The 26,228-nt window shown below is 74.9% G+C and carries 23 protein-coding genes, 1 pseudogene and 2 riboswitches; of the genes and pseudogenes, 15 read left to right on the forward strand and 9 right to left on the reverse strand.

Annotated features, from left to right (window positions below; translation table 11 throughout):
* Positions 1–161: 161 nt before the first annotated feature.
* Positions 162–527, reverse strand: coding sequence for a hypothetical protein (locus QNH85_RS18605; RefSeq protein WP_282948803.1), 366 nt, complete (start codon positions 525–527; stop codon positions 162–164).
* Positions 528–817: 290 nt separating this feature from the next.
* Here QNH85_RS18605 and purN point away from each other — a divergent pair, with 290 nt between their 5' ends.
* The 3 genes from purN (at position 818) to QNH85_RS18620 (ending at position 4,624) form a co-directional block, all read left to right on the forward strand.
* Positions 818–1,465, forward strand: coding sequence for a phosphoribosylglycinamide formyltransferase (gene purN, locus QNH85_RS18610; RefSeq protein WP_282948804.1), 648 nt, complete (start codon positions 818–820; stop codon positions 1,463–1,465).
* Positions 1,466–1,469: 4 nt separating this feature from the next.
* Positions 1,470–1,560, forward strand: a riboswitch (ZMP/ZTP riboswitch).
* Positions 1,561–1,609: 49 nt separating this feature from the next.
* On the forward strand, positions 1,610–3,241 hold the full coding sequence (gene purH, locus QNH85_RS18615) for a bifunctional phosphoribosylaminoimidazolecarboxamide formyltransferase/IMP cyclohydrolase (protein WP_282948805.1): 1,632 nt from the start codon (positions 1,610–1,612) through the stop codon (positions 3,239–3,241).
* A 150-nt stretch (positions 3,242–3,391) separates the two neighbouring features.
* Positions 3,392–4,624: an ROK family transcriptional regulator gene (locus QNH85_RS18620; protein ID WP_282948806.1), complete on the forward strand. Its 1,233-nt coding sequence runs from the start codon at positions 3,392–3,394 to the stop codon at positions 4,622–4,624.
* On the opposite strand, the gene QNH85_RS18625 is transcribed toward QNH85_RS18620, so the two are convergent.
* The 3 genes from QNH85_RS18625 to QNH85_RS18635 are packed head-to-tail and all read right to left on the reverse strand — an operon-like array spanning position 4,617 to position 6,228.
* Entirely contained in the window at positions 4,617–5,582 is a 966-nt protein-coding gene (locus tag QNH85_RS18625) for an NAD(P)-dependent alcohol dehydrogenase (protein WP_282948807.1), read from the reverse strand. The two genes, QNH85_RS18620 and QNH85_RS18625, sit on opposite strands and share 8 nt — an antisense overlap.
* On the reverse strand, positions 5,579–5,806 hold the full coding sequence (locus tag QNH85_RS18630) for a helix-turn-helix transcriptional regulator (protein WP_282948808.1): 228 nt from the start codon (positions 5,804–5,806) through the stop codon (positions 5,579–5,581). The genes QNH85_RS18625 and QNH85_RS18630 overlap by 4 nt, the downstream gene beginning before the upstream one ends.
* Positions 5,800–6,228, reverse strand: coding sequence for a hypothetical protein (locus tag QNH85_RS18635; RefSeq protein WP_282948810.1), 429 nt, complete (start codon positions 6,226–6,228; stop codon positions 5,800–5,802). The genes QNH85_RS18630 and QNH85_RS18635 overlap by 7 nt, the downstream gene beginning before the upstream one ends.
* A 222-nt stretch (positions 6,229–6,450) precedes the next feature.
* On the opposite strand from QNH85_RS18635, the gene QNH85_RS18640 reads away from it, so the two are divergent.
* The 5 genes and pseudogenes from QNH85_RS18640 to QNH85_RS18660 all read left to right on the forward strand — a co-directional run bounded on the left by QNH85_RS18640 (position 6,451) and on the right by QNH85_RS18660 (position 13,246).
* Positions 6,451–7,806: an extracellular solute-binding protein gene (locus QNH85_RS18640; RefSeq protein WP_282948811.1), complete on the forward strand. Its 1,356-nt coding sequence runs from the start codon at positions 6,451–6,453 to the stop codon at positions 7,804–7,806.
* Positions 7,806–8,735, forward strand: coding sequence for a carbohydrate ABC transporter permease (locus tag QNH85_RS18645; protein ID WP_282948813.1), 930 nt, complete (start codon positions 7,806–7,808; stop codon positions 8,733–8,735). Before QNH85_RS18640 ends, QNH85_RS18645 begins: the two co-directional genes overlap by 1 nt.
* Positions 8,735–9,633: pseudogene (locus QNH85_RS18650) on the forward strand (carbohydrate ABC transporter permease). Before QNH85_RS18645 ends, QNH85_RS18650 begins: the two are co-directional and overlap by 1 nt.
* 169 nt (positions 9,634–9,802) lie before the next feature.
* The gene (locus QNH85_RS18655; RefSeq protein WP_487046876.1) at positions 9,803–12,748 is read left to right on the forward strand and encodes an alpha-mannosidase; all 2,946 of its coding nucleotides are present in this window, start codon (positions 9,803–9,805) and stop codon (positions 12,746–12,748) included.
* Positions 12,749–12,835: 87 nt separating this feature from the next.
* Positions 12,836–13,246 carry a DUF4259 domain-containing protein gene (locus QNH85_RS18660; protein ID WP_282948815.1) on the forward strand — a complete coding sequence of 137 codons (411 nt, stop codon included), beginning with the start codon at positions 12,836–12,838 and terminating at the stop codon, positions 13,244–13,246.
* A 59-nt stretch (positions 13,247–13,305) separates the two neighbouring features.
* Here QNH85_RS18660 and QNH85_RS18665 read toward each other — a convergent pair whose 3' ends face one another.
* A complete protein-coding gene (locus tag QNH85_RS18665) occupies positions 13,306–14,586 on the reverse strand; it encodes an FAD-dependent oxidoreductase (RefSeq protein WP_282948817.1) in 1,281 nt (426 codons plus the stop codon).
* Between the two features lie 301 nt (positions 14,587–14,887).
* Between QNH85_RS18665 and QNH85_RS18670 the strand changes: the two genes are divergently transcribed.
* Positions 14,888–15,106 (forward strand): DUF3017 domain-containing protein, encoded by a 219-nt coding sequence (locus QNH85_RS18670; protein WP_346016347.1) that lies wholly within the window; start codon positions 14,888–14,890, stop codon positions 15,104–15,106.
* Between the two features lie 139 nt (positions 15,107–15,245).
* Here the strand turns inward: QNH85_RS18670 and QNH85_RS18675 are convergent, their stop codons facing one another.
* The gene (locus QNH85_RS18675; protein ID WP_282948818.1) at positions 15,246–16,223 is read right to left on the reverse strand and encodes an aquaporin; all 978 of its coding nucleotides are present in this window, start codon (positions 16,221–16,223) and stop codon (positions 15,246–15,248) included.
* A gap of 204 nt (positions 16,224–16,427) precedes the next feature.
* Between QNH85_RS18675 and QNH85_RS18680 the strand changes: the two genes are divergently transcribed.
* The 3 genes from QNH85_RS18680 to QNH85_RS18690 all read left to right on the forward strand — a co-directional run bounded on the left by QNH85_RS18680 (position 16,428) and on the right by QNH85_RS18690 (position 19,806).
* Complete coding sequence (locus QNH85_RS18680) at positions 16,428–17,645, forward strand: NADP-dependent isocitrate dehydrogenase (protein ID WP_282948819.1); 1,218 nt, start codon at positions 16,428–16,430, stop codon at positions 17,643–17,645.
* Between the two features lie 222 nt (positions 17,646–17,867).
* Complete coding sequence (locus tag QNH85_RS18685) at positions 17,868–18,986, forward strand: ROK family transcriptional regulator (protein WP_282948821.1); 1,119 nt, start codon at positions 17,868–17,870, stop codon at positions 18,984–18,986.
* A 49-nt stretch (positions 18,987–19,035) separates the two neighbouring features.
* Positions 19,036–19,806, forward strand: coding sequence for an ATP-binding cassette domain-containing protein (locus QNH85_RS18690; protein ID WP_282948823.1), 771 nt, complete (start codon positions 19,036–19,038; stop codon positions 19,804–19,806).
* 18 nt (positions 19,807–19,824) lie between these two features.
* Here the strand turns inward: QNH85_RS18690 and purU are convergent, their stop codons facing one another.
* The gene (purU, locus tag QNH85_RS18695) at positions 19,825–20,682 is read right to left on the reverse strand and encodes a formyltetrahydrofolate deformylase (protein WP_282948825.1); all 858 of its coding nucleotides are present in this window, start codon (positions 20,680–20,682) and stop codon (positions 19,825–19,827) included.
* Between the two features lie 120 nt (positions 20,683–20,802).
* Between purU and QNH85_RS18700 the strand changes: the two genes are divergently transcribed.
* The 3 genes from QNH85_RS18700 (at position 20,803) to QNH85_RS18710 (ending at position 23,681) form a co-directional block, all read left to right on the forward strand.
* Positions 20,803–21,303, forward strand: a complete 501-nt coding sequence (locus tag QNH85_RS18700; protein ID WP_282948827.1) for a GNAT family N-acetyltransferase — start codon at positions 20,803–20,805, stop codon at positions 21,301–21,303.
* A 51-nt stretch (positions 21,304–21,354) separates the two neighbouring features.
* Positions 21,355–21,442, forward strand: a riboswitch (ZMP/ZTP riboswitch).
* Between the two features lie 60 nt (positions 21,443–21,502).
* On the forward strand, positions 21,503–22,792 hold the full coding sequence (glyA, locus tag QNH85_RS18705) for a serine hydroxymethyltransferase (protein WP_282948829.1): 1,290 nt from the start codon (positions 21,503–21,505) through the stop codon (positions 22,790–22,792).
* Between the two features lie 13 nt (positions 22,793–22,805).
* Entirely contained in the window at positions 22,806–23,681 is an 876-nt protein-coding gene (locus QNH85_RS18710) for a bifunctional methylenetetrahydrofolate dehydrogenase/methenyltetrahydrofolate cyclohydrolase (protein WP_282948831.1), read from the forward strand.
* A gap of 411 nt (positions 23,682–24,092) precedes the next feature.
* On the opposite strand, the gene QNH85_RS18715 is transcribed toward QNH85_RS18710, so the two are convergent.
* Entirely contained in the window at positions 24,093–24,662 is a 570-nt protein-coding gene (locus tag QNH85_RS18715) for a cysteine hydrolase family protein (protein ID WP_282948832.1), read from the reverse strand.
* A complete protein-coding gene (locus QNH85_RS18720) occupies positions 24,659–26,197 on the reverse strand; it encodes a purine-cytosine permease family protein (RefSeq protein ID WP_282948834.1) in 1,539 nt (512 codons plus the stop codon). Before QNH85_RS18720 ends, QNH85_RS18715 begins: the two co-directional genes overlap by 4 nt.
* Between the last annotated feature and the right edge of the window lie 31 nt (positions 26,198–26,228).

Below are 26,228 nucleotides of genomic sequence, written 5' to 3' on the forward strand. Positions count from 1 at the left end.
GACCAGCACCGGCGCGGCGCGCGGTCGGGGGGGGGGCGTCGGGCGCGGTCCGGCGCCGGCCGGTGGGCCACCCGGGCGACTCCGCCGGGCCGACCGCCTCGACGCCCGGGGACGCGGCCGGCTGACCGCTCGACGGCAGGGCGCCGGCGGCTCGTCGACGCTCAGGGCGCCGTCGCGAGCCCCGTCATCTCCTCGACCGCCTGCCGGTAGTCCCGCTCGCAGGTGGCCTGCGCCGACGCGGTGAGCGCGCCCTCGAGGCACCGCTGGCGGTCCGTCACGGGTCCCCACGCGACGAGCGACGACAGCATCCCGGCCAGGAGCAGGCCCGTCAGCAGCAGCCCGCCGACGAGCATCGGCAGCAGGCCCCCGCGCAGCCGGGCCACCGCCACGGCGCGCAGGGCCCGGGCACCGGCGACCACGGCGCCGACCAGGAACAGCACGGTCGCCGCCTGCCAGGGCAGCGGCAGCAGGCTCGCCGCGACGCCGGCCACCAGCCACACGCCGAAGTGCCGCACCAGGCGGCCCACGCGGGCCAGGGTCTCGGGGTCGGGCGGCGGGCCGGGCCGGTGCGGCGGCCGGGCGGGTGCGGCCGGGGCGGGTGCGGCGGCAGCGGCCCGGGGTGCGGCGGCGCGGCGCGGCGTGCCGGGCTCCCGGGCGGTGCCGGGGCGTCCGAGCCGGGTGCGGTCCCGGGCGCGTCCACGCCCGGACCGGCGCTGCGGTCCGTCGCGGGCGGGGCGTACGGGTTGCTCACCCGAGCATTCTCGCGCATCCGCTCCCGGCGGCCGCACGGGCGGGCGGGCCGGTTAGGGTTCCGCCCATGACTGCCCCCGACGCACCCCGTCCCGCCACCCGCACGGGCGGCCGCCTGGTCGTCCTGGTGTCCGGCGGCGGCACCAACCTGGCCGCCCTGCTCGCGGCCCACGCCGAGGACGGGTACCCGGCGCGGGTGGTCGGGGTCGTCTCCGACCGCGCGGACGCCGGGGGGCTCGCCCTCGCCCGGGAGGCGGGGGTGCCGACGGCCGTGGTCGCCCCCGGCGACTTCGAGGACCGGGCGGCGTGGGACGCGGCGCTGGCCGACGCGATCGGGGTGTTCCGCCCGGACCTGGTCGTCTCCGCCGGGTTCATGCGGATCCTCGGCGCACCCGTCCTGGGCCGGTGGCCCGCCCGGGTGGTGAACACGCACCCGGCGCTGCTGCCGTCGTTCCCCGGCGCGCACGCCGTCCGGGACGCGCTGGCGTTCGGCGCGAAGGTCACCGGCTGCACGCTGCACGTGGTCGACGCCGGCGTGGACACCGGACCGGTCGTCGCGCAGGTCGCGGTCCCCGTCCTGGACGGGGACGACGAGGCGACGCTGCACGAGCGGATCAAGGTGGCCGAGCGCAAGCTGCTCGTCGACTGGGTGGGGCGGATCGTCGCGGACGGGATGCGCGTCGAGGGCCGGGAGGTCACCGTCGGGCTCGGGTAGGCTCGACCCCGGTCGTGACTGGCGCGAGGTGGAACTGACCACCGGGGAGCGGCCGCAGCAGTCCCGCCGTCGCACCGTTCGCCTGGGTGCTCGGGTCCTGACACCGTGGCACCCCCGTGGTGCCCGCCCGACCCGGAGGACCGCATGTCCCACGACCTCGCCCCGCTCCCGACCGTCGCCGACCCGGCCGCCGACGCCACCCGCCGTCCCGTGCGCCGGGCGCTGCTGTCGGTCTACGACAAGTCCGGGCTCGTCGAGCTCGCCACCGCGCTGCACGAGGCCGGCGTGGAGCTGGTGTCGACCGGCTCCACCGCCGGCACGATCGCCGCCGCGGGCGTCCCGGTGACCCGGGTCGAGGACCTCACCGGCTTCCCGGAGTGCCTGGACGGCCGCGTGAAGACGCTGCACCCGCGGGTGCACGCGGGCATCCTGGCGGACACCCGCCGGCCGGAGCACCTCGCCCAGCTCGACGAGCTCGGCGTCGCCCCGTTCGAGCTGGTCGTGGTCAACCTGTACCCGTTCACCGCGACGGTCGCCTCGGGCGCGACCCCCGACGAGTGCGTCGAGCAGATCGACATCGGCGGCCCGTCCATGGTCCGCGCGGCGGCGAAGAACCACCCCAGCGTCGCGGTCGTGGTGGACCCCGCCGGGTACGGGGCCGTGGTCGAGGCCGTGCGCGCCGGCGGCTTCACGCTCGCCGAGCGCACCCGGCTCGCCGCGCAGGCGTTCGTGCACACCGCCACGTACGACGTCGCCGTCGCGTCCTGGATGGGCAACGTCGCGACGACCACCGACGAGGTCGACGGCGTCAGCACGGGCTTCCCGGCGTGGGTCGGCGCGACGTGGGAGCGGTCGGACGTGCTGCGCTACGGCGAGAACCCGCACCAGCGCGCGGCCGTCTACACGTCGGGGCACGGCCCCGCCGGGCTGGCCCAGGCCCGGCAGCTGCACGGCAAGGCGATGAGCTACAACAACTACGTCGACGCCGACGCCGCCTGGCGCGCCGCGCACGACCACGAGGGCCCGGCCGTCGCGATCATCAAGCACGCCAACCCGTGCGGCATCGCGGTCGGCAGCGACATCGCCGACGCCCACGCCAAGGCGCACGCGTGCGACCCGGTCTCCGCGTTCGGCGGCGTCATCGCGGCCAACGGCACCGTCACCGCGGCCGCGGCCGCGCAGATCGCCGAGGTGTTCACCGAGGTCGTCGTGGCCCCCGCCTACGAGCCCGAGGCGCTGGAGGTCCTGCAGCGCAAGAAGAACATCCGGCTGCTCGTCGTCGACGGCGCGCCGTCCGGCGGCGTCGAGATCCGCCCGGTGAGCGGCGGGCTGCTCATGCAGCAGGTGGACCGCGTCGACGCCCCCGGCGACGACCCCGCGACGTGGACGCTCGCGGCCGGGGACGCCGCCGACCAGGCGACGCTCGCGGACCTGGCGTTCGCGTGGCGGGCGGTGCGCGCGGTGAAGTCCAACGCGATCCTGCTCGCCGACGGCGGCGCGTCGGTCGGCGTGGGCATGGGGCAGGTCAACCGGGTGGACTCCTGCCGGCTCGCGGTCGAGCGGGCGAACGCCGGGGACGCCGAGCGGGCGCGCGGCGCCGTCGCGGCCTCGGACGCGTTCTTCCCGTTCGCGGACGGCCTGCAGGTGCTGCTCGACGCCGGCGTGCGCGCGGTCGTCCAGCCCGGCGGGTCCGTGCGCGACGAGGAGGTCGTCGCGGCGGCCCGGGCGGCGGGCGTGACGCTGTACCTGACGGGGACGCGGCACTTCGCCCACTGAGCAGGACGAGCACCCGCACGAGGCCGTCGCCCCCGGGAGTCACCCGGGTGGCGGCGGCCTCGCCGCGCGTGCCGGGCGATCGGCCATAATGCATCGCACCGCCCCCTGCGCACCGCCGCGCGGGGCCGGCCGGTCGAGGGGAGGGCAGGCATGCGTCGCGGGACGAACCTGCCCCGGATGGGCGACTTCAACCAGACCGTCGTGCTCGACGCGATCCGGCGGGCCGGCGACGGGCTGGCGCGCGCGGAGGTCGCCCGGCGCACGGGGCTGTCGGCGCAGACCGTGACCAACGTCGCGCGCCGGCTGCTGGACCTGGGGCTGGTCGTCGAGGAGGGCGAGGCCGTGCGGTCCGGCCCGGGGCGCCCGGGCACGCTGCTGCGCCTCAACCCGCTCAGCCGGTACGCCGTCGGGGTGCACCTGGACCCCGCGACCATGACGTTCGTGCTGCTGGACCTGTCCGGCGCGGTGGTGGCCCGGGCGCAGCGCCCCACGCCGGTGCCGGAGGACCCGGGCGCGGTGCTGGACGGCCTGGTCGCGGAGATCGAGGGGCTGATCGACGGGGCGGGCGTGGACCGCGACCGCGTGCTGGGGGTGGGCATCGCCGCGCCCGGCCCGATCGACGTGGAGGCCGGCGTCGTGCTGGACCCGCCGCACCTGCCCGGGTGGCACGACGTGCCGCTCCGGGACGCCGTGGCCGAGCGGACGGGCCTGCTCGCGGTGCTGGACAAGGACGTGATCGCGGCGGCGTGCGCGCACCTGTGGCACCACGACGGGCAGCACGCGTCCGACTTCGTGTTCTTCTACCTGGGCACCGGCGTCGCGGTGTCGACGGTCCTGCGGGACGAGGTGGTGCGCGGGGTCTCGGGCAACGCGGGGGAGTCGGGGCACCTCATCGCCGACCCGGAGGGTGCCGCCTGCTGGTGCGGGCGGCGCGGCTGCCTCGGTGCGGTGCTGCGGGCCGAGGCGCTCGCGGAGCAGGGGCGCGCCGCCGGGGTGCCGCTGCCCGCGTGGGGGGACGGCACCGACCCTCGGACGGTGGACGACGCGGTGACGGCGCTGTGCGCGGCGGCCGACGCCGGCGACCCCGCCGCCCGCGACGTGCTGCGGCTGGCGGGGCGACGGGTCGCGATGGCGGCGGGCGTGCTCACGGACCTGCTCGACGTGGGCGCGGTGCTGGTCGGCGGCCCGCTGTGGGACCGCGTGGCCCCGCACGCGGCCGCGGCGCTCGAGGCGGAGATGGCCGCGCACCCCGTGCCGGGCGGGCACGGGGTGACGGTGGCGTCCTCGGCGTTCGGCCCGCAGGTGGCGGCCGTCGGCGCGGGGTGCATCCTGCTGGGCCGGGCGTTCACGCCGCGCCCGTCCGACCTGCTGCTGGTCAGCTGACCGCGAGCACGACCTTGCCGCGCGCGGCGCCGGCCGCCAGGTGGTCGATCGCGGCGCCGGCCTCGTCCAGCGGGTAGCTGCGCTCCACCGCGGGGACCAGGCTGCCGTCCGCGAGCGCGTTCCGGAGCGTCGCGAGGTCCGCGGGGTTCTCCCGCGACACGACGCTGCGCAGGCGGTGCCGCACCAGGGGGTCGAGCAGCGCGGCCCGGGCCTGCCGCGCGAGACCGCCGCCCACGACGGTGCCGCCGCCCTCGGAGCCGACGAGCACCAGCGCCCCGCGCGGCGCCAGCAGCCGCCGCAGGTCGCGCAGGGGCGTGAGCCCGCCGGTGACGAGCACGGCGTCGTAGCCGGTGCCGAGGGCGGCGGTGTCGGCGCGGTCGACCACCGTGGCGCTGCCGAGATCCCGGACGGCGTCCAGCTTCCCCCGCGACGCCGCGGCGGTCACGTGCGCCCCGGCCCGCGCCGCGAGCTGCACGGCGAGCGAGCCGACCCCGCCGCCGGCGCCGAGCACGAGCACCCGGGAGCCCGCCGCCACCCGGCCGCCGCGCAGCGCGTGCAGCGCGGTGGTCCCCGCGGTGGGCACGGCGGCCGCCACCTCGAACGGGACGCCCGCCGGGAGCACGGCGAGCCGGCGCTCCCGCGACGCCGCGACCTCGGCGAACGCCCCGTCGCCGCAGCCGACCACCCGGTCGCCGACGCGCAGGCCCGTGACCTCCGGGCCGACGGCCTCGACGGTGCCGGCCAGGTCCATGCCGAGCCCCGGCCGCCGCGGCCCGCCCACGCCGAGCGCCAGCCGCGCCACGGAGGGCAGCCCCGTCATCAGGTGCCAGTCGCCCATGTTCACCCCGGCGGTGGCCACCCGGACCAGGACGCCGTCCGCCGTCGGAGCCGGCAGCTCCCGGTCGACCACCCGGAGCACCGACGAGTCCCCGTACCGCTCCCGCACCACAGCCCTCATGACGCACCTCCGTCCGGCTCGTAGAAGAACACCTGGTCGATCGGCCGCCCGAGGGCGCGCGCGATCTGGAACGCCAGCTCGAGGGAGGGGGAGTACCGCCCCTGCTCGACGGCGATGACGGTCTGCCGCGTGACGCCGAGGACCTCCGCGAGCTGCGCCTGCGTCAGCCCGCGCTCGGCGCGCAGCGCGCGGATCGCGTTCGTGACCGACGTCGGCCTCACCACGACCCGAACCCCCGCCGGAACGCGACCAGCCGGGCGGTCGCGGACAGCACCGCGGACAGCACGAAGCCGAGGTAGAGCACGTTCGCGATCCAGAAGGTGTCCGCGTCCGCCAGCGCGAGGGCCAGCCCGCCGACCCCGCCGAGGACGAGGAAGCCCTGCCCCACGTGCTCGCCGAGCCGGTCGATCTGCCGCTCCCGCTCGTCCTGCGAGGCGCGCTCTCCGCGGGCCGCGGCGCCGAGGACCATCCCGGCGACGATGCCGGCCAGGACCGCGCCGCCGACGCTCGCGAGCAGGGGGCCGACGTACGCCACGTCGGTGGGGGCGCCGCCGTCGAGCCGGGACAGGACGACCGCGAGGTAGGTCGCGTAGCCGAGCACCGCGATGACGAGGTACGCCCAGGTGTTCTTCTCCCGGAACGACATGCTGCCTCCTGATGTCAAAGATGTTTGACATGACGGTAGGTCCGGGCCACCCTGATGTCAAACATCTTTGACATGCTGCGACGGGGGCGGCGGTTCGTCCGGATTCGTCACGGTTCCGTCACGGGTGGGCCGGATCTCTTGACAGCAATTCATCGAGTCGATGTAGTTATCCCGTCCGCGGCAGCGCCGCCCGGACGGTGCACGTGGAGCAAAGGAGCATCCATGCGTCTGCAGATCCCCATCGCCACGACCGGTGTCCTCGTCCTCGCGCTCGCCGCGTGCAGCAGCGGGGGCGACGAGGGCGGCGGAGGCGACGACACCACCATCACGGTCGCCTACCAGAAGACCGCGCAGTTCGTGCAGCTCGACGACCTGCTGCAGAAGGCGAAGTCCGAGTACGAGGCCGCCAACGAGGGCATGACGGTCGACCTCGTCGCGATCGAGGCGGAGCAGGACCAGTACTTCACCAAGCTCGCCCTGATGAACGGGTCCGCCGACACCGCGCCCGACGTCATCTACGAGGACACGTTCCAGATCCGCTCCGACGCGGCGGCGGGCTACCTGCAGCCGATCGACGAGTACGTCGAGGCGTGGGAGGACTGGGAGCAGTTCCCCGACACCGCGCGGGAGGCCGGCCTCGGCGACGACGGCAAGGTCTACGGCGTCTCCATGGGCACGGACACCCGCGGCATCTACTTCAACAAGGACCTGTTCGCCCAGGCCGGCCTGCCCACCGACTGGCAGCCCGAGACCTGGGACGACGTCCTCACCGCTGCCCGCACCATCAAGGAGAAGCTGCCCGACGTCACGCCGATCAACGTCTACTCGGGCAAGGCGGCCGGCGAGGCCACCACGATGCAGGGCTTCGAGATGCTGATGTACGGCACCGAGGACGAGCTCTACGACGCCGACAGCCAGAAGTGGCTCACCGGCTCCCAGGGCTTCGTCGACTCCCTCGGCTTCCTGGAGACCATCTACTCCGAGGGCCTGGCCCCGTCGCTCGACATCGCGCTCGACTCGTCGGTCGGTGCGCGCGTCGCCACCGAGCTGCTGCCGCAGGGCAAGCTCGCCATGGCGGTCGACGGCTCGTGGCTGCCCGGCGGCTGGATCACCGGCGACAACGCCTGGCCCGAGTGGGAGCAGACCATGGGCATGGCCGCGATGCCGACCCAGGACGGGCAGGAGCCCGGCTTCACCTCGATGTCCGGCGGCTGGACGCTGGCGGTCGGCGCGCACGCCGGCGACCCGCAGGCGGCGTTCGACTTCATCTCGGTGGCCCTGAACCGGGAGAACTCGCTCAAGTACGACACGGAGAACAGCCAGATCGCCGTCCGCGCCGACGTGGCGGAGGACCCGGAGTACCTGGGCTACAACCCGTCGTTCGAGTTCTTCAGCTCCCTGGTCGAGTACACGCACTTCCGCCCGGCCACCCCGGACTACTCGCAGATCTCCTCCAACATCCAGGTCGCGGCGGAGTCCGTGGCGACCGGGCAGGCCACGCCGGAGGAGGCAGCGGCCGCGTACGACGAGGGGCTCGTCTCCATCGTCGGCGAGGACGCGACGCAGGCCGCGGGCTGATGACGTCCGCCACGATCGCCGGGACGGCGGCGGGCCCGGGGCAGTCCCGGACCCGCCGCCGGCCCGGCCGGACCGCGCTGCGGCTCCTGCCGCTGCTGCCCGCGGTCGTCCTGATGCTCGTGTTCCTCGCCGGGCCGGTGCTGTGGTCGTTCTACGGCTCGCTCACCAACCAGGCGCTGACCGGCTACAAGGCCGCGAGCCCGCAGTTCATCGGGCTCGACAACTACACGGCCCTGCTGGGCGACGACGGGTTCTGGAAGGCCGTCGTCCTCACGGTGGTGTTCGTCGGGGCGTCCGCGGTCATCGGGCAGAACGTGCTCGGCATGGCGCTGGCCCTGCTGCTGCGGGCCGCCGCGAAGCCGGTGCGGGCCGTGGCGTCCGCGATCGTCGTGGTGGCGTGGGTGCTGCCGGAGATCGTCGCCGCGTTCGCCCTCTACGCGTTCTTCTCGACCGACGGGACGCTGAACAACGTGCTCGGCTGGTTCGGGCTCGAGGGGCCGACGTGGCTGATCTCGGTCCCGATGCTGGCGGTCATCCTGGCCAACATCTGGCGCGGCACCGCCTTCTCGATGATGGTCTACGGCGCGGCGCTGTCCGAGGTGCCGCCCGAGATCACCGAGGCCGCCGCGATCGACGGGGCCACCGGGCCGCAGCGGTTCTTCCGGATCACCGTGCCGATGATCCGGCGGTCCATCTCCACCAACCTCATGCTCACCACGCTGCAGACCCTCGCCGTGTTCACCCTGATCTGGGTGATGACCGGCGGCGGCCCGGGCACCGACTCCTCGACCCTGCCGGTGCTGGCCTACCAGGAGGCGTTCAAGTTCGCCCAGGTCGGCTACGGCACCGCCATCGCCACGGTGACCCTGCTGGTCGGCGCGGTGTTCTCGATCGTGTACATCCGCGTGCTCAAGCCGGAGGTCGACTGATGACCGCGCTCACCGCCCCCACCGCCACGGCGGCCGCCGGGCCCCGGCGCGCGCGGCGCGTCCCGTCCGTGGCCTCCCCGCGCCGGCGGACCGGCCGGGCGCTCGTGAACCTCGCCCTCGTCCTCGTCGGCGTCGCGTTCCTCGTCCCGCTGGCGTGGATCGTGCTCGCGTCGCTGGACCCCGCGGCCACCGTGTCGGTCAAGCTCCCCGAGAGCGTGACGGCCGACAACTTCACCGAGATCCTCACGTGGGACCAGACGTTCCGGCCGCTGTGGAACTCCACCGTGATCTCGGGCGGCACCGCGGTGCTCACCGTGATCGCGTCGGTGCTGGCGGCGTACCCGCTGTCCCGCTACCAGATGCGGTTCCGCAAGTCGTTCCTCTACCTCATCCTGTTCGGCACCTGCCTGCCGATCACCGCGATGATGGTCCCGGTCTACGCGCTGTTCGTGAACCTGGGCCTGCTCGACTCGGTGCCCGGCACGGTGTTCTTCCTCGCCGCGACGTCCCTGCCGATGGCGATCTGGATGACCAAGAACTTCATGGACTCCGTGCCGGTGTCCCTGGAGGAGGCCGCGTGGGTCGACGGCGCCGGCTCGATGACCGCCCTGCGCCGGATCGTGGTCCCGCTGATGCGCCAGGGCATCGCGGTGGTGTTCATCTTCGTGTTCACGCAGGCCTGGGGGAACTTCTTCGTCCCGTTCGTCCTGCTGTTCTCGCCGGTCAACCAGCCGGCCGCCGTCGCGATCTACAGCTTCTTCGGCACCTACGGCACGGTCGCGTACGGCCGGCTCGCGGCCTTCTCCCTGCTCTACTCCGTCCCCGTGCTCGTGCTGTACCTGCTGGTGCAGCGGTTCTCCGGGGCTCGTTCGCCATGTCCGGGGCGGTCAAGGGCTGACGCCAGCCCCCGGCCCCGCCCTCCGCCCCTTCGCACGCCACGACCCCCGCCACCCCGGAAGGTGATCCATGCCCGTCGACGTCGACGCCGCCCGTGTCCTGCAGCGCGTGCAGCGGTTCCTGCACGAGCGCCTGACCCCGCCCTGGTCGCCGGCCGCGCGCCGCTGACCGTGACCGCGTGGACGGCGCCGGGGAGCCGGTGCTGTTCGGCGAGGCCGTCGCGCAGGAGTACGCGCCGGCGCCGCCCGGGACGCCGTGGGCGCGCCGTGAGCACCACGTGGTTCCGGATGACCGGTGACGTGCCCGACGGCTGGCTGGCGTCCGACGCCGTGCGCGCGGGCCGGCACGCCGTGGAGCTCGCGATCGACCTCGGGTTCACCACCACCCAGCCCGGGTTCCAGGCGGAGGGGCTGGTGCTGCGGCCCGACGGCGTCGCGGTGAAGGGGCTGTCCCCGCTGAACCAGGCGGTGCCGTGGGCCGAGGCGACGGTGGACGTCTTCGTCGAGGCCGCGGGCAACCCCGACGTCGGCAGCAGCACCTGGTACGGGCCGACGCCGCTGGGCGACCCGCTGACCGCGGGGACGGACCCGCTGTACGCGCTGCGGTCGGCGGAGGTCGTGCTGCGGGACGTCGAGGTGTGGGAGCTCTGGCAGGACCTGCTCGTCGTGCAGGGGCTGGTCGAGGTCACCGACCCCGGCTCCACCCGGTACGCCCGGGCGCTGCGGGCGCTCGACCTGGTCGTCGACGCCGTCGACCCGCGGGACGTCGCGGGCACGGCCTCCCAGGGCCGGGCCGTCCTGCGCCCGGTGCTGGACGTCCCGGCCGCCGCGGGCGGGCACCGGGTGCTCGCGACCGGGCACGCGCACATCGACTCGGCGTGGCTGTGGCCGGCGCGGGAGACGGTGCGCAAGTGCTCGCGGACGTTCGCCAGCGTCGTGTCCCTGATGGACGAGCGCGAGGACTTCGTGTTCGCGTGCTCGTCCGCGCAGCAGTACGCGTGGGTCGCCGAGCGGCACCCCGAGCTGTTCGAGCGGATCCGGGAGAAGGTCGCCGCCGGGCAGTTCGTCCCCGTGGGCGGCATGTGGGTCGAGTCGGACACCAACATGCCCGGCGGCGAGGCGCTGGCGCGGCAGATGGTCGAGGGCAAGCGCTACTTCCTGGACGAGTTCGGCGTCGAGACGCAGGACGTCTGGCTGCCCGACTCGTTCGGCTACACCGGGGCGCTGCCGCAGATCGTGCGCGCGGCGGGCTCGCGGTGGTTCCTGTCGCAGAAGCTCTCCTGGAACGACACGAACGCGATGCCGCACCACACGTTCCGCTGGGAGGGCATCGACGGGTCCCGGGTGCTCGCGCACTTCCCGCCCGTCGACACCTACAACTCGAACCTCTCCCCGCGGGAGCTCGCGCACGCGGAGCGGAACTTCCGCGACAAGGACGTCGCGAGCACCTCGCTCGTGCCGTTCGGCTGGGGCGACGGCGGCGGCGGCCCGACGCGGGAGATGCTCGCCGCGGCGGACCGCTCCCGGTCGCTGGCCGGCCTGCCGGAGGTCGAGATCGGGTCGCCGAACACGTTCTTCGAGCGCGCGGAGGAGGAGCTGGCCGCGGCGGGCCCGGGCAGCCCCGCGGTGTGGTCCGGGGAGATGTACCTCGAGTACCACCGCGGCACCTACACCTCGCAGGCCCGGACCAAGCGCGGCAACCGGCGCAGCGAGCACCTGCTGCGCGAGGCGGAGCTGTGGGCGGCGACCGCGGCGGTCCGCACCGGCGCGGCGTACCCGGCCGACGAGCTGCGCGCGCTGTGGCGCGTGGTGCTGCTGCACCAGTTCCACGACATCCTCCCGGGCTCGTCGATCGGGTGGGTCTACCGGCAGGCGGAGGAGGCGTACGCCGACGTCGAGCACCGCGCCGAGGCCGTGATCGCGGCGGCGCTCGGGGCCCTGGTGGGCGAGGGCGACGCGACGGTCCGCCTGAACGCGGCCCCGCACGACCGCGACGGGGTGCCGGCGCTGGGCGGGGTCCTGGCGTCGGACGCCGCCGGGGCGGTCGGCGGCACCGTCGAGGTGCTGCGCGAGGGGGACGGGCTGCGGGTCCGCACCGACCTGCTCGACGTGCGGCTGACGCCCGGCGGCCAGCTCGCCTCCGTGCGGGACCTCGCCGCCGACCGCGAGGTCGTGGCGCCCGGGACGGTCGCGAACCTGCTGCAGCTGCACCGCGACGTGCCGCGGCAGTGGGACGCCTGGGACATCGACGCGGAGTACCGCCGCACGGTGCAGGACCTGCTCGACGCCGACTCGCTGGAGGTCGTCGCCGAGAAGCCGGACCTCGCGGTCGTCCGGACCTCCCGGACGGTCGGGGAGTCGACGATCGTGCAGGACCTGACGTTCCGCCCCGGGACCCGCGTCGTCGAGATCGACACCGAGGTCGACTGGCACGAGCGGCAGCGGCTGCTCAAGCTCGCCTTCCCGCTCGACGTGCACGCCGACCGGTCCGCCGCCGAGACGCAGTTCGGTCACGTGCACCGCCCCACCCACACCAACACCTCGTGGGACGTCGCGCGGTACGAGATCTGCGCGCACCGCTGGCTGCACGTCGGCGAGCCCGGCTACGGCGTCTCGGTGGCGAACGACGCGACGTACGGGCACGACGTCACGCGGACCGTCTCCGACGACGGCGCCACCGCGACCGTCGTGCGGCAGTCGCTGCTGCGCGCGCCGCTGTTCCCCGACCCCGAGGCCGACCAGGGCTTGCACCGGTTCCGCACCGTGCTGCACGTCGGCGCCGGCATCCCCGAGGCCGTGGTCGACGGCTACCGCGCGAACCTGCCCGTGCGGGAGGTCCGCGGCGGCCGGGGGGTCGAGCCGCTGGTCACGGTGTCCGGGCCGGGGGTCGTCGTCGAGGCGGTCAAGCTCGCCGACGACGGCTCGGGCGACGTGGTCGTCCGGCTGTACGAGGCGCACGGCACCCGGGCGCGGGCCGTCGTCACGCCCGGGTTCGACGCCGCGGGGGTCGCCGAGGTCGACCTGCTGGAGCGGGAGGTCACCGCGCGGGCGGTGGTCGGGGGCGGCGACGTCCCGGGCGGGGGGCGGCGCTGGACGTCCGGCCGTTCCAGCTGGTGACGCTCCGGATCCGCCGCGCCTGACCGCCCCGGCGCCTCACCGCGCCGCCCGGGCGTCCCCCCGGGCGGCGCGCTAGGGTCGGCGCGCATGGGGACCTGGGGATCGGCGCCGTTCGAGAACGACGGGGCGGGCGACCTGCTGGCGGACATCCGGCACGGCGAGTTCACGTTCGAGGACGTCGACGCGGCGTTCGCCGACGACGAGTACCTGGAGGCCGACGGCGGTCAGCTGGCGCTCGCGCTGGTGGAGCTGGCGCTCGCGGTGCACGGGCAGCCGCACTCCCCGCTGCCCGACGGTGACGAGGACGCGGTCGTCGCGGCGTTCGCCCCGCACCTCACGCCCGGGCGCACGGTGTGGCTGTGCGAGCAGGCCGAGCGGGCGCTCGCCGACCCGGACACCTCGGAGCTCTACGAGCTGTGGACCGAGCCGGGCGCGGACGCGTGGCGCGAGGCGGCGCTGGCGTCGGTCGCCCGGCTCCGGGCCGTGGCACGCGGCTGAGCCCGGCGGCCGCGCCCGGCGGCCGCGCCCGGCGGCCGCGCCCGGCGGCTGCACCCGCGTCAGCCGGCGACGGCCTTCGTCAGCGGGACGGCGGGGTCGGCGGCCCGCACGCGGTCGAGCACCGGCAGGGCCGGCCCGGAGAACAGCCGGCGCGCGCCCCCGACGTCCCGCGGGCGGTCGACGGCGAACGCGGCGGTGAGGGTGCCGGTGCCGGGCGCGAACCACAGCGCCGTCCAGCCCGCGTCGCCCGCGGGGTCGCCCCGCAGCAGCACCTCGTCGTCCGCGCCCGGCAGGCCGTACAGCGCCAGCTCGTGCCCGAGCTGGGTGGAGAACACGTACGGCGCGAGGTCGGGCTCCGCGGGCGTCCCGCCCAGCAGCCCGGCGACGGCGACCGCCGGGCCCCGCAGCGCGGCGTCCCAGTGCCCGCCGGGGACCCAGCCGTGGCGCGCCGACCGGCGCCTGGCCGCGTCGCCCACCACGCGCACCCGCCACGAGCCGCCGACGGGGGCGTGCCGCTCGTCCACCCGCACCGACCCGTCGGGGTCCCGGGGGAGCGCGTCCCCGATCCAGGCGGTCGCCGGCCGCGCGCCCACGGCCGCGAGCACCACGTCGGCGGGCAGCACCGACCCGTCGGCGAGCGTCACCGCGTCCTGGGTCACCGACGCCACCGCGACCCCGGTGCGCAGCCGGACGCGCGCCCGCTCGAACCACGGGGCGGTCAGCGCGCCGACGACCGGGCCCAGCGCGGTGCCGAGCGGCGCGTCGCGCGCCTCGACCACGGTCACGTCGGCACCGGCGGCTGCGGCGACCGTGGCGACCTCCGCACCGACCCAGCCCGCGCCGATCACCACGAGCCGCCGCCCCGCGGCCGCGGGGGTCGCGCCGGCGTGGAACCCGAGGCCGGCCCGGAGCCGCTCGGCGTCCGCGGCGGTGTGCAGGGTCAGCGCGGCCGCCCAGGCGGGCGGCCGCACGGCGGACGCGCCCGTCGCGACCACGACCGCCTCGCCGCGCACCGGACCCGCGGCCGTCTGCACCTCGACGCCGTCGTCGTGGACGGCCAGCACCGTCGCCGGCCGGGCCAGGTGCACCTCGTCGGCCAGCGCCAGGGCGTCCGCGGCGAGCTCGTCGGCGAGCCAGGCGGGGGCCGGGCGGTCGAGCAGGTGCTTCGACAGCGGCGGCCGGTCGTAGGGCGCGACCCCCTCGGCGCCCAGCACGGTCACCCGGCCGGCGTACCCCTGCGCGCGCAGCTCCAGGACGGTGCGGGCCCCGGCCAGGCCGGCCCCGACGACGACCACGGACGACGGCACGGACGGGGACGCGGGGGCACCGGGAGCAGGCACCCCGCCACCGTATCCGCCGCCGCGGACGTCCCGGGCCGTCGAGGCGCCCGCGGTACCCTCGGAGCCGTCGCGCGGCCCGCAGCCGCGCCGTGAGCGGGGAAGGGGTGGACGTGACGCACGAGAGCGCACCGGAGCCCGCCCCCCAGCCGGAGGTCGGCGCCCAGCCGGGCCGCCCCCGGCCGGCGCCCGTCCCCGGTGACGAGTGGTACGACGCCGAGGGCCGGCCGCTCGACCCCGCGCCATCGCCCGCGCGTCCCTCGCGGCCGACCGCAACTGGTCGCTCTGGGTGATCGTCGGCGCCGTGATCCTGTCGGCCGCCGTCGCGCTGGTCGCGGGCACCCCGACGGGCGCGCTCGTCCTGGCCGTGTTCCTGGCGTGCTGCGCGGTGGTGCGTGGGGTCGTCCGCGGCGGCCCGGCCGCCCTCGTCGTCCGCAGCCGCGCGGTCGACGTCGCGGCGCTGGCCGGGCTGGCCCTGGCGATCGGCGTCCTGTCCCAGGTCGTCCCCGCGCCCCCGTCCTGACCGCGCGGTCCTGACCGCGCGGTCCTGACCGCGCGGTCCTGACCGCGGCCCGCCCCGACAGCGCGGTCCTGACCCGGCCGGACGTGCCGAGGGGCGGCGACCCGGCCGGGTCGCCGCCCCTCGCGCGCGGGGTGCTCGGTCAGACGACCGGGCGGACCTCCACGTCGATCTCCTCGAGCTCGAGGTCCTCGTCCAGGACGTCGTCGTCCTCCGGGGCGGAGGAGAACGCCCGGTACAGCAGCGCGGCGAGCGCGGCGCCGACCAGCGGCGCGACCCAGAACACCCAGACCTGGCCCCAGGCCCACGAGTCCGAGAAGATCGCCGTGGCGGTCGCGCGGACCGGGTTCAGCGCGGCGTTCGTGACGGGGCCCGCGACGAGCACCGCGAAGGCGAGGGTCAGGCCGACGGCGAACGCCGCCTGGCGACGCGCGCCGCGGCGGTCGGTCGCCCCCAGGTACACGCCGACGAGCACGGCGGTCAGCACGCCCTCGATGAGCAGCGCGGCGATGACGCCGAAGCCCTCGGGGCTGCTGGTCGCGGTGGCCAGCGGGGAGTGCGTGTCGTAGCCGTTCGCGGCCTGGCTGAAGAACTGCCGCTCGGCGCCCTCGAGCGCGGGGAACGACGACACGGTCACGAACAGGACCGCCGCGGCGAGCGCGCCGCCGACGAGCTGCGCGATCCAGTAGGGCAGCACGTGCGTCCACGGGGTGCGGCCGGCCAGGGCGGAGCCCAGCGTGATCGCCGGGTTGAAGTGCCCGCCCGACACGTGCGCGACCGCCAGGAACGCGGCGATCGTGCCGAAGCCGAACGCCAGCGCGGTGCCGAGCGTCTGGGCGCCGGTGAACGACGCGAACAGCGCGGTGCCGAGGCCCGCGAGCAGCACGACGAACGTGCCGAACAGCTCGGCGCCGACGCGGGCGACCAGCGACGGGCCGGTGACCGTGGCGCGGACCGCGGCCTGCACCTCGATGTCGTCGTCCTCGCGGGCCGACGCGGTGCCGTAGCCGCTGGCGGCGCCGAACCCGACGGGGACGGCGGCCGGCGCGGGCGCGGCGGCCGGGGTCGCGGGCTGCGTGCCCTCGGGGACCTCGTCGGGCTCGGGCTTGTCCTGCGGCATGATCATCCGTTCGTCCGGGAGTGCGGTGGTGGGCGCGGTCCGCGGTCCAGGGCGTCCGCGCCGGTGCCGGCCCCGTCCCGGCGCGTCGGCCGCCCGGGGTCGGGCACATCCGTCCAGCATGCCAGGGTTCGCTGTGCCGTGCCTGGACGCCCCGGGACGGGCCGGCGGCCCGCGAAGTCTCTCGACGTCAAGTAATCTGGCCGCATGGCGAAGATCAAGGTGGTTGGACCGGTCGTCGAGCTCGACGGTGACGAGATGACGCGGATCATCTGGCAGTTCATCAAGGACCGCCTCATCCATCCGTACCTCGACATCGACCTGCGCTACTACGACCTGTCGATCGAGAACCGGGACGCGACGGACGATCAGGTGACGGTCGACGCCGCGCACGCGATCAAGGAGCACGGCGTCGGCGTCAAGTGCGCCACGATCACGCCGGACGAGGCGCGGGTCGAGGAGTTCGGGCTCAAGAAGATGTGGCGGTCCCCGAACGGGACCATCCGCAACATCCTCGGCGGCGTGGTGTTCCGCGAGCCGATCATCATCAGCAACATCCCGCGCCTGGTGCCGGGCTGGAACAAGCCGATCATCATCGGCCGCCACGCCCACGGCGACCAGTACAAGGCCACGGACTTCACGGTCCAGGGGGCCGGCACGCTGACCCTGACGTTCACCCCCGCGGACGGCTCCGAGCCGATCCAGCAGGAGGTCGTGACGTACCCCGAGGGCGGCGGCGTCGCGATGGCCATGTACAACTTCGACGAGTCGATCCGCGACTTCGCGCGCGCCTCGTTCGCGTACGGCCTGCAGCGCAGCTACCCGGTGTACCTGTCCACGAAGAACACGATCCTCAAGGCCTACGACGGCCGGTTCAAGGACCTGTTCCAGGAGGTCTTCGACGCCGAGTTCGCGACCGCGTTCGCCGAGGCCGGGCTGACCTACGAGCACCGCCTCATCGACGACATGGTGGCCTCCGCCATGAAGTGGGAGGGCGGCTACGTCTGGGCCTGCAAGAACTACGACGGCGACGTCCAGTCGGACACCGTCGCGCAGGGCTTCGGCTCGCTCGGCCTCATGACGTCGGTCCTCATGACCCCCGACGGCCAGACCGTCGAGGCCGAGGCGGCGCACGGCACGGTGACCCGGCACTACCGCCAGCACCAGCAGGGCAAGCCGACGTCGACGAACCCGATCGCGTCGATCTTCGCCTGGACCGGTGGCCTCAAGCACCGCGGCAAGCTGGACGGCACCCCGGAGGTCACGCAGTTCGCGGAGACCCTCGAGGACGTCGTGGTGAAGACCGTCGAGAGCGGCAAGATGACCAAGGACCTCGCGCTCCTGGTCGGCCCGGAGCAGCAGTGGCTGACGACCGAGGACTTCCTCGCCGCGCTGGACGAGAACCTGGCCGCGCGCCTCGGCTGACGCCCCCGACGGCCGCCGCCCACGCATCCCGCGGGCGGCGGCCGTCGTCGTCCCCGGCGCGGTCGCGGACAGGGGTTGCCGTCGAGCAGTGAACGCATCGCTGAGTGGCGCCGTCCGCGTCCCGTGCTAGGTGTTCGCGGCTGTATCCTCGGGGACGTGGGCACTGACCGGGTGACTCCGGGCTCGCAATCTTCACTCCGTGAAGCCAACCGGGCCCGGATCGTGAGTGCCGTCCAGCAGCGTGGCTCCCTCACGCAGGTCGAGCTGGCCGGCCTCACGGGGCTGTCACCCGCCACCGTGTCGAACATCGTCAAGGAGCTCACGGGCGCCGGCGTGCTGCACACGTCGCCCACCTCCCGCAGCGGCCGCCGCGCGCAGCAGGTGACCCTCGCGCGGAACCTCGGCCTCGTCGGCGGCATCCACTTCGGCTCCCGGTCGCTGCGCGTCACCGTCGCGGACGTCGCGCACCGGATCGTCGCCGACCAGCGCATGCCGCTGCCGCCCGACCACCGCGCCGACGCGGGGCTCGAACGGGCGTCGCTCCTGCTCACCGAGCTGGTGGACTCCGTCGAGGCGTCGATGTCCGAGGTGCTGGCCGTCGGGGTCGGCGTCCCCGCGCCCGTCGACCCGGTGTCGGGCCGCATCGTGTCCGTGGGCGTGCTGCGCGGCTGGGACGGGGTGTCGGTGCCGGAGGTACTGGAGCGCCGGCTCGGCGTGCCCGTGCAGGTCGACAACGACTCCAACCTCGGGGCGCTCGCCGAGCTGCGGCTGGGTGCCGCCCGCGGTCGCCGGCACGTCCTGTACCTGCGGGTGTCGCACGGCGTGGGCAGCGGCCTGATCGCCGACGGGCGCGTGTTCCACGGCCGGACGGGCGCGGCGGGGGAGTTCGGGCACATCACCATCGACGACAACGGCCCGATCTGCCGGTGCGGGAACCGCGGGTGCCTCGAGGCGTTCATCGGTGCGCCCGCGCTGCTCGCCATGCTCGAGGCGAGCCACGGGCACCTCACCCTCCCCGACGTGATCAGCCGCGCGCAGGAGGGCGACCCGGGGTGCCGCCGGGTGATCTCTGACGCCGGGCGCTCGCTCGCCGTGGCCGCCGCGAACACGTGCAACCTCTTCGACCCCGAGCTCGTGGTGGTCGGCGGGCGGCTCGCGGAAGCCGGCCCGATCCTGCTGGACACCTTCAGGAACGTCCTCGCGCAGCGCACCCTGCCGAGCACCGCCGGGCCGGTCGAGGTGGTCGTCTCCGAGCTCGGCACCGCCGCGGAGGTCCGGGGGGCTCTGGCCCTGGCGCTGGACCACGCCGGTATTGCGCAGTCGATGGCGGTGGCAGGATGAACCACGGGTGCAGCAGGGCACGCGGCAGGGACGCAGCGGAGGAGGCCAGGTGAAGCAGCCGGTCCTGTCGGTGCGGGGCGTCTCCCGCAACTACGGCGCCGTGCGCGCGCTGGTCGACGTCGACCTCGACATCCACCCCCACGAGGTCGTCGCGATCGTCGGCGACATCGGCGCCGGCAAGTCGACGCTGGCGCGCGTGATGTCCGGCGCGCTCGCCCCCGACTCGGGGCACATCGAGGTCGACGGGACCCCCGTCGCCCTGCCGTCCACGCGCGCGGCCCGGGAGCTCGGGATCGCCGCGGTGTTCCAGGACCTCGCCCTGTGCGAGAACCTCGACGTGGTGCAGAACCTCTTCCTCGGCCAGGAGCTCCGCCGCGCCGGGATGCTGGACGAGCGCCTGATGGAGCGCCGCGCGTGGGAGGTGCTGAGCCGGCTCGCCGCCCGGGTGCCCTCCGTGCGCGCCCCCGTGCGCGCGCTGTCCGGCGGGCAGCGGCAGGCCGTCGCCGTGGCCCGCACCCTCGTCGGGAACCCCCGCGTGGTCGTCCTGGACGAGCCGCTGGCGTCGCTCGGCATCTCGCAGACCGCCGAGGTGCTCAACATGGTCGAGCGCCTGCGGGAGAGCGGCCTCGGCGTCGTGATGATCAGCCACTCGATGGTCGACGTGCAGGCGGTCGCCGACCGCATCGTCGTGCTCCGGCTCGGCCGGATCAACGGCGACTTCGACGCGCAGCACGCGTCCTACGAGGACCTGATCGCCGCGATCACCGGCATCACGCCGGCCGGCCGGCTGCCCCGGCCGACCCGCCCCGCGTCGCTCTGAGGCCGGGCGCCGGACCGGTCAGCGGAAGACGATGGTGCGGTGCCCGTCCAGGAGCACCCGGTGCTCGGCGTGCCAGCGCACCGCTCGCGCCAGGGCCCGCCGCTCGACGTCCTGGCCGAGGGCGACCAGGTCGTTCACGCCGCGGCTGTGGTCGACGCGCTCGACGTCCTGCTCGATGATCGGGCCCTCGTCGAGGTCGCCCGTCACGTAGTGCGCGGTGGCGCCGATCAGCTTCACGCCGCGGTCGTGGGCCTGCGCGTAGGGGCGGGCGCCCTTGAACGACGGCAGGAACGAGTGGTGGATGTTGATGATCCGCCCCGCCAGCGCCCGGCACAGGTCGTCGGACAGGATCTGCATGTAGCGGGCGAGCACGACCAGCTCGACGTCGAGCTCGTCGACCAGCTCCAGGAGCCGGGCCTCCGCCGCCGCCTTCGTGTCCTTCGTGACCGGCACGTGGTGGAAGTCGATGTCGTAGAACCGGGCCAGGTCCGCCAGGGCGGTGTGGTTGGACACCAGCCCGACGATGTCGATCGGCAGGTTCTCCGACCGCTGCCGGAACGCCAGGTCGTTGACGCAGTGCGCGGCGGTCGACCCGAGCAGGAGCGTGCGCATCTTCCGGCCGGCGACGTCCAGCGACCAGTCCAGGCCGAACCGCGGGGCGAGCGCCGTCAGGGCGGACTCGAGCTCCTCCCGCGACGCGTGCGACGCGACCTCGACGCGCATGAAGAACAGGCCCGACAGGGGGTCGCCGAACTGCTGCGACTCGGTGATGTTCCCCCCGTGCTCCGCCAGCAGGCCGGCGACCGCGGCGACGATGCCCGGCTGGTCGGGGCAGGACAGGGAGAGCACCCAGGAGGTGGGGGTCGAGTTCGGCACGAGGTGGAGGGTACCGGCGGGCGCCCTCGGCGTGCCGGTGGCGACCGTACTGCGGCCGTTCACCCGGGTGATGGGACCTGTGAGTGGTCGAGCCCGCGCAGGGGCTGAGACGATGGGGGCATGAGCGAGACCGAGGTGACCATCCGACCCGTCGTCGACGCCGAGGCGGGGGAGCTGCTGACGCTGCGCCGCGCCGCGTTCGTCACCGAGGCGCAGCAGTACGACGACCCGCACATCCCGCCGCTGACCCAGACGCTCAGCGAGCTGCGCGCCGACCTCGCCGCCGAGGGCGTCGTGACGCTCGGCGCGTGGGCCGGTCACCGGCTCGTCGGCTCGATCCGGGTGGTGCTGGAGGGCAGGAAGGCGACACTCGGCCGGTTCGCCGTCGCGCCCGACCAGCAGGGCCACGGCATCGGGACCCGGCTGCTGCTCGCGATCCTCCCGCACCTGCCCGAGGACGTGGAGGAGATCTGGGTGTTCACCGGCCGGGACTCCGTGCACAACCTCGCGCTGTACGAGAAGCACGGCTACACCCACGAGCACGACCAGACGGTGGGCGACCTCACGTACGCGTACCTGCGGCGGATCCTGGGCGACGACGAGACCGCCGAGTCCGCCTGAGGCGACCGACCGGCGGACGCCTCCCCGCGGTGCCCGGTGACGTTGCTAGGCTGACGGGGTCGCGACTGGCGCACAGGTGGGGCACCACCGGGGAGCGACGCAGCAGCACGACGTCGGGTCGGACGCCTGGGCCCCGCGGTCACCCCACACCATCGGTGTGCGGTCGACAGACCGCGCACGCCGACTGCCGAGGAGACGCATGAGCGCCGAGAACACGCCGCTGCTCGACCAGAACCTGTCGCAGGTCGACCCCGAGATCGCCGCCGTCCTGGACGGGGAGCTGGCCCGCCAGCAGGGCACGCTCGAGATGATCGCCAGCGAGAACTTCGTGCCGCGCGCCGTCCTGCAGGCGCAGGGCTCCGTGCTGACGAACAAGTACGCCGAGGGCTACCCGGGCCGCCGCTACTACGGCGGCTGCGAGCAGGTCGACATCGCCGAGAACCTGGCGATCTCCCGCGCCCAGGAGCTGTTCGGCGCCGAGCACGCCAACGTCCAGCCCCACTCCGGCGCGACCGCCAACGCGGCCGTGCTGCACGCCCTGGCCAACGCCGGCGACCGCATCCTGGGCCTCGAGCTCGCGCACGGCGGCCACCTGACGCACGGCATGAAGATCAACTTCTCCGGCAAGCTCTACGACGTCGGCGCGTACGGCGTGAACCCGGACACCTTCCTCATCGAGCCGGAGGCGATCCGCGAGGCGGCCCTCAAGCACCGCCCGGCCGTCATCATCGGCGGCTGGTCCGCCTACCCGCGGCACCTCGACTTCGCCGCGATGCGGGAGATCGCCGACGAGGTCGGCGCGAAGCTGTGGGTCGACATGGCGCACTTCGCGGGCCTGGTGGCCGCGGGGCTGCACCCGTCGCCCGTCCCGTACGCGGACGTCGTCTCGTCGACCGTGCACAAGACGATCGGCGGCCCGCGGTCCGGCTTCATCCTGAGCAAGCAGGAGTACGCCAAGAAGATCGACTCCGCCGTGTTCCCCGGCCAGCAGGGCGGCCCGCTCATGCACGTCATCGCCGCCAAGGCCGTGTCGTTCAAGATCGCCGGCGGCCAGGAGTTCAAGGACCGTCAGCAGCGCACGATCGACGGCGCACGGATCATCGCCGAGCGCCTCGTCGCGCCGGAGGTCGCCGCCGCGGGCGTGTCCGTGCTGACCGGCGGCACCGACGTGCACCTGGTCCTCGTGGACCTGCGCAGCTCGTCCCTGGACGGCCAGCAGGCGGAGGACCTCCTGCACGACGTCGGCATCACCGTGAACCGCAACGCCGTGCCGTTCGACCCGCGCCCCCCGCGCGTCACCTCGGGCCTGCGGATCGGCACCCCGGCGCTCGCCACCCGCGGGTTCGGGGACGCCGAGTTCACCGAGGTCGCGGACATCATCGCCACGGCGCTGGTGGCGGGCGCCTCGGCCGACGTCGAGGCGCTCCGGGCGCGCGTGGCCAAGCTGGCCGACGCGTTCCCGCTGTACCCCGGCCTCCAGCAGTACTGAGCGGGGAGCGACGATGACGGCACGCACGCTCGACGGCAAGGCCACGGCCGCCACCATCAAGGCGGAGCTCAAGCAGCGGGTCGACGCGCTCGCGGCGCGGGGCGTCCGCCCCGGGCTCGGCACGCTGCTGGTGGGGGAGGACCCGGGCTCGGTGTCCTACGTCGCCGGCAAGCACCGCGACTGCGCGGAGGTCGGCATCGCCTCGATCCGCGAGGACCTGCCCGCCGACGCGACGCAGGAGGACATCGAGGCCGCGGTCCGGCGGCTGAACGAGGACCCGGCCTGCACCGGGTTCATCGTGCAGCTGCCGCTGCCGCGGGGCGTCGACACCAACCGGGTGCTCGAGCTCGTCGACCCCGACAAGGACGCCGACGGCCTGCACCCGACGAACCTGGGCCGGCTGGTGCTGCGGGTCAACGACGACATCACGTCGCCGCTGCCCTGCACGCCCCGCGGGATCATCGAGCTGCTCACGCGGCACGGGATCGAGCTGGCCGGGTCGGACGTCACGGTCATCGGCCGGGGCACGACCGTGGGCCGGTCCATCGGCCTGCTGCTGACCCGCCGCGCCGTGAACGCGACCGTGACGCTGACGCACACCGGCACGGTGGACCTCGGCGAGCACACCCGGAACGCGGACGTCATCGTCGCGGCGGCGGGCGTGCCCGGCGTGGTGACCGCCGACCTGGTGAAGCCGGGGGCCGTGGTGATCGACGTCGGGGTCTCGCGCGTGACGGACAGCGACGGCAAGAGCCGCATCGTCGGGGACGTCGACCCCGGCGTGGCCGAGGTGGCCGCGTGGGTGTCGCCGAACCCCGGCGGCGTCGGGCCCATGACCCGCGCGATGCTGCTCGCCAACGTGGTGGAGACGGCCGAGCGCCTGGCCTGAACCACGGACGACACCGCCCCGGGGGCGACTCGATCACGGGTCGCTCTCGGGGCGTTCGCGTCACCTCCTGGGCGACCCGCGCGTGTCCACGGTGGCTCCAGGGGTTGCGGTCGGCTTCCGGGGAGTGCGACCACGGTGACCGCCGTGACTGCGGTGGTCGCGGTGGTCGCGGCGGTCACGGTTCGCCCAGGTGTCCGGCGGGGTCGCTGCGGGGCACGGTGACTGCGGTGGTCGCGGTTCGCGGAGGTGTCCGGCGGATTGCCCGCGGGGCACGGTGACTGCGGTGGTCACGGTTGGCGGAGGTGTCCGGTGGGGTCGCTCCGGGGCACGGTGACCACCGTGGGCACGGTGAGTCCCCTCGTCACGGTTCGGGGGGCCGAGCGGAGTCCTGCCCGTCGCGGCGGGACCGGTTCAGGTGGTGGTGGCCAGCACCGCCCGCGCGGTGGTGAGGTCGACGACGTCGGCGAGCGGCGCGTACAGCCGGATCGCGTCGAGCGCCCGCGTGTGCGCGGCGTCGTCGGACCCCGCGCAGCCCTCGGCGACGACCCGGACCGCCACCCCGGCGTCCGCCGCGGCCAGGGCGGTCGACAGGACGCAGCAGTCGGTCGAGACGCCGACGAGCAGCATCGTGTCGCCCGGCCGCACGTGTGCGGCGAGATCGGCGCCCCACTTGCCGAACGTCGTGGCCGTGACGACGGGCGACACGGCCGCGAGGTCCTCCAGGGCGGGCACCACGCGGTAGGCGGGGGCGTCCGGCGGCTGCAGGGCGAACGGCCACTCCGCGTAGTACGGGACCCACGAGCCCTCGGGCCGCTCGGGCGCCACGAACCGCGTGAAGACCGTCCGCTCCGGGCCGGCGGCCTCGGCGAGCGAGCGGACCACGGGCAGCGCCTCGCCGAATCTCGGCGCCGCCCAGGGGCTGCCGTCGTCCGCGAACACGGGCTGCATGTCGACGACGACCAGGACGCTGCGACCCGTCACCGGACCGCCCCGGTGGTGGTCGGTGCGCCCGGGCCGGACGGCGGCAGCGACTCCTGGCGGCGGACCGCCCCGCGGCGGAGCAGCACGGTGCCGGCGAAGCCGACGACCAGCGCCACGAGCACGCCGAGGTTCGCGTACGCCCAGGCGCCCTCCTTGCCACCGAGGCCGACGGGTCCGAGCAGGTAGCCCTGCCAGGTCAGCCAGCCGGCCGACGCGTTGGTGACGAGCCCCCACCCCAGGACGGTGCCGAGCGCCAGCAGGGTCAGCGGCACCGCGGGCGCTCGGCCGTACCGGCCGGCCGGGCGGTACAGGTCGAGGTCGTCGTAGTCCCGGCGCCGCAGCAGGACGTCGGCGAGCGTGATCCCCGCCCAGGCGGCGATCGGGACGCCGAGGGTGATGAGGAAGCCCTGGAAGACGCCGAAGAACGTGTCGGAGCCGAAGACGATGTAGATCGTCCCGAGCACCATGATGACGCCGTCGATGCCGGCCGCGACCGGCCGCGTGATCGGTAGGCCCGTCGACACGAGCGCCAGCCCCGACGAGTAGATGTCGAGGACGGCGCCGCCGATCAGGCCGAGCACCGCGACGACGGCGAACGGCACCAGGTACCAGGTGGGCAGCACCGTCGTGAGCGCGCCGATCGGGTCGCCGCTGATGGCCGCGCGGAGCTCGGCGTCGGACCCCGCCAGCAGCAGGCCGAACACGACCAGCAGCACCGGCGCGAGGGAGGCGCCGAACGTGGTCCACCCGACCACCCCGCGCCCGGAGGTGTGCCGGGGGAGGTAGCGGGAGTAGTCGGCGGCCATGTTGACCCACCCGAGCCCGAAGCCGGTCATCATGAACACCAGGGCCCCGATGAACGCCTGCGCGGTGCCGGACGGCAGCGAGGTCACGGCGTCGAGGTCGACGTGGTCGAGCACCAGGAGCACGTAGCCGACGGTGAGCACCGCGGTGACGACCGTGATGACGGTCTGCATCCGCATGATGAGGTCGAAGCCGAACACCCCGCCGGCGATGATGAGCGCGGCCACGACGACCAGGGCCACCACCTGCACGCCGGAGCCGCCGCCCCAGCCGAGCGCCTCCACGACCGTCGCGGTGGCCAGGGTCGCGAGGGCGGTGAGGATCGTCTCCCAGCCGACGGTCAGCAGCCAGGACAGCACCGCGGCGACCCGGTTGCCCTGCACGCCGAGGGCGGCCCGGGACAGGACCATGGTCGGCGCGGAGCCCCGCTTGCCGGCGAGCGCGACGACGCCGCACAGCAGGAACGAGAAGACGATCCCGACGACGCTCGCGATCACGGCCTGGGTGAACGAGACGCCGAAGTCCAGCACCCAGGCGCCGTAGGACAGCCCGAGCACGGAGACGTTCGCGGCGAACCAGGGCCAGAACAGCTGCCGCGGCGTCCCCTTGCGGTCGCGGTCGGCGATGATGTCGACGCCGGCGGTCTCGACGGTCAGGGCGCTGCCGGACGGCACGGCGCCGGCGTCCGGGCGGGCGCCCGGGTCGGCGGTGGCCGGGGGTGGGACGGACATCGGTCCTCCTCGCGAGGGCGGGTGTCGGGGC

This window comes from Cellulomonas endometrii (assembly GCF_949769265.1).
GTDB lineage: Bacteria > Actinomycetota > Actinomycetes > Actinomycetales > Cellulomonadaceae > Cellulomonas > Cellulomonas endometrii.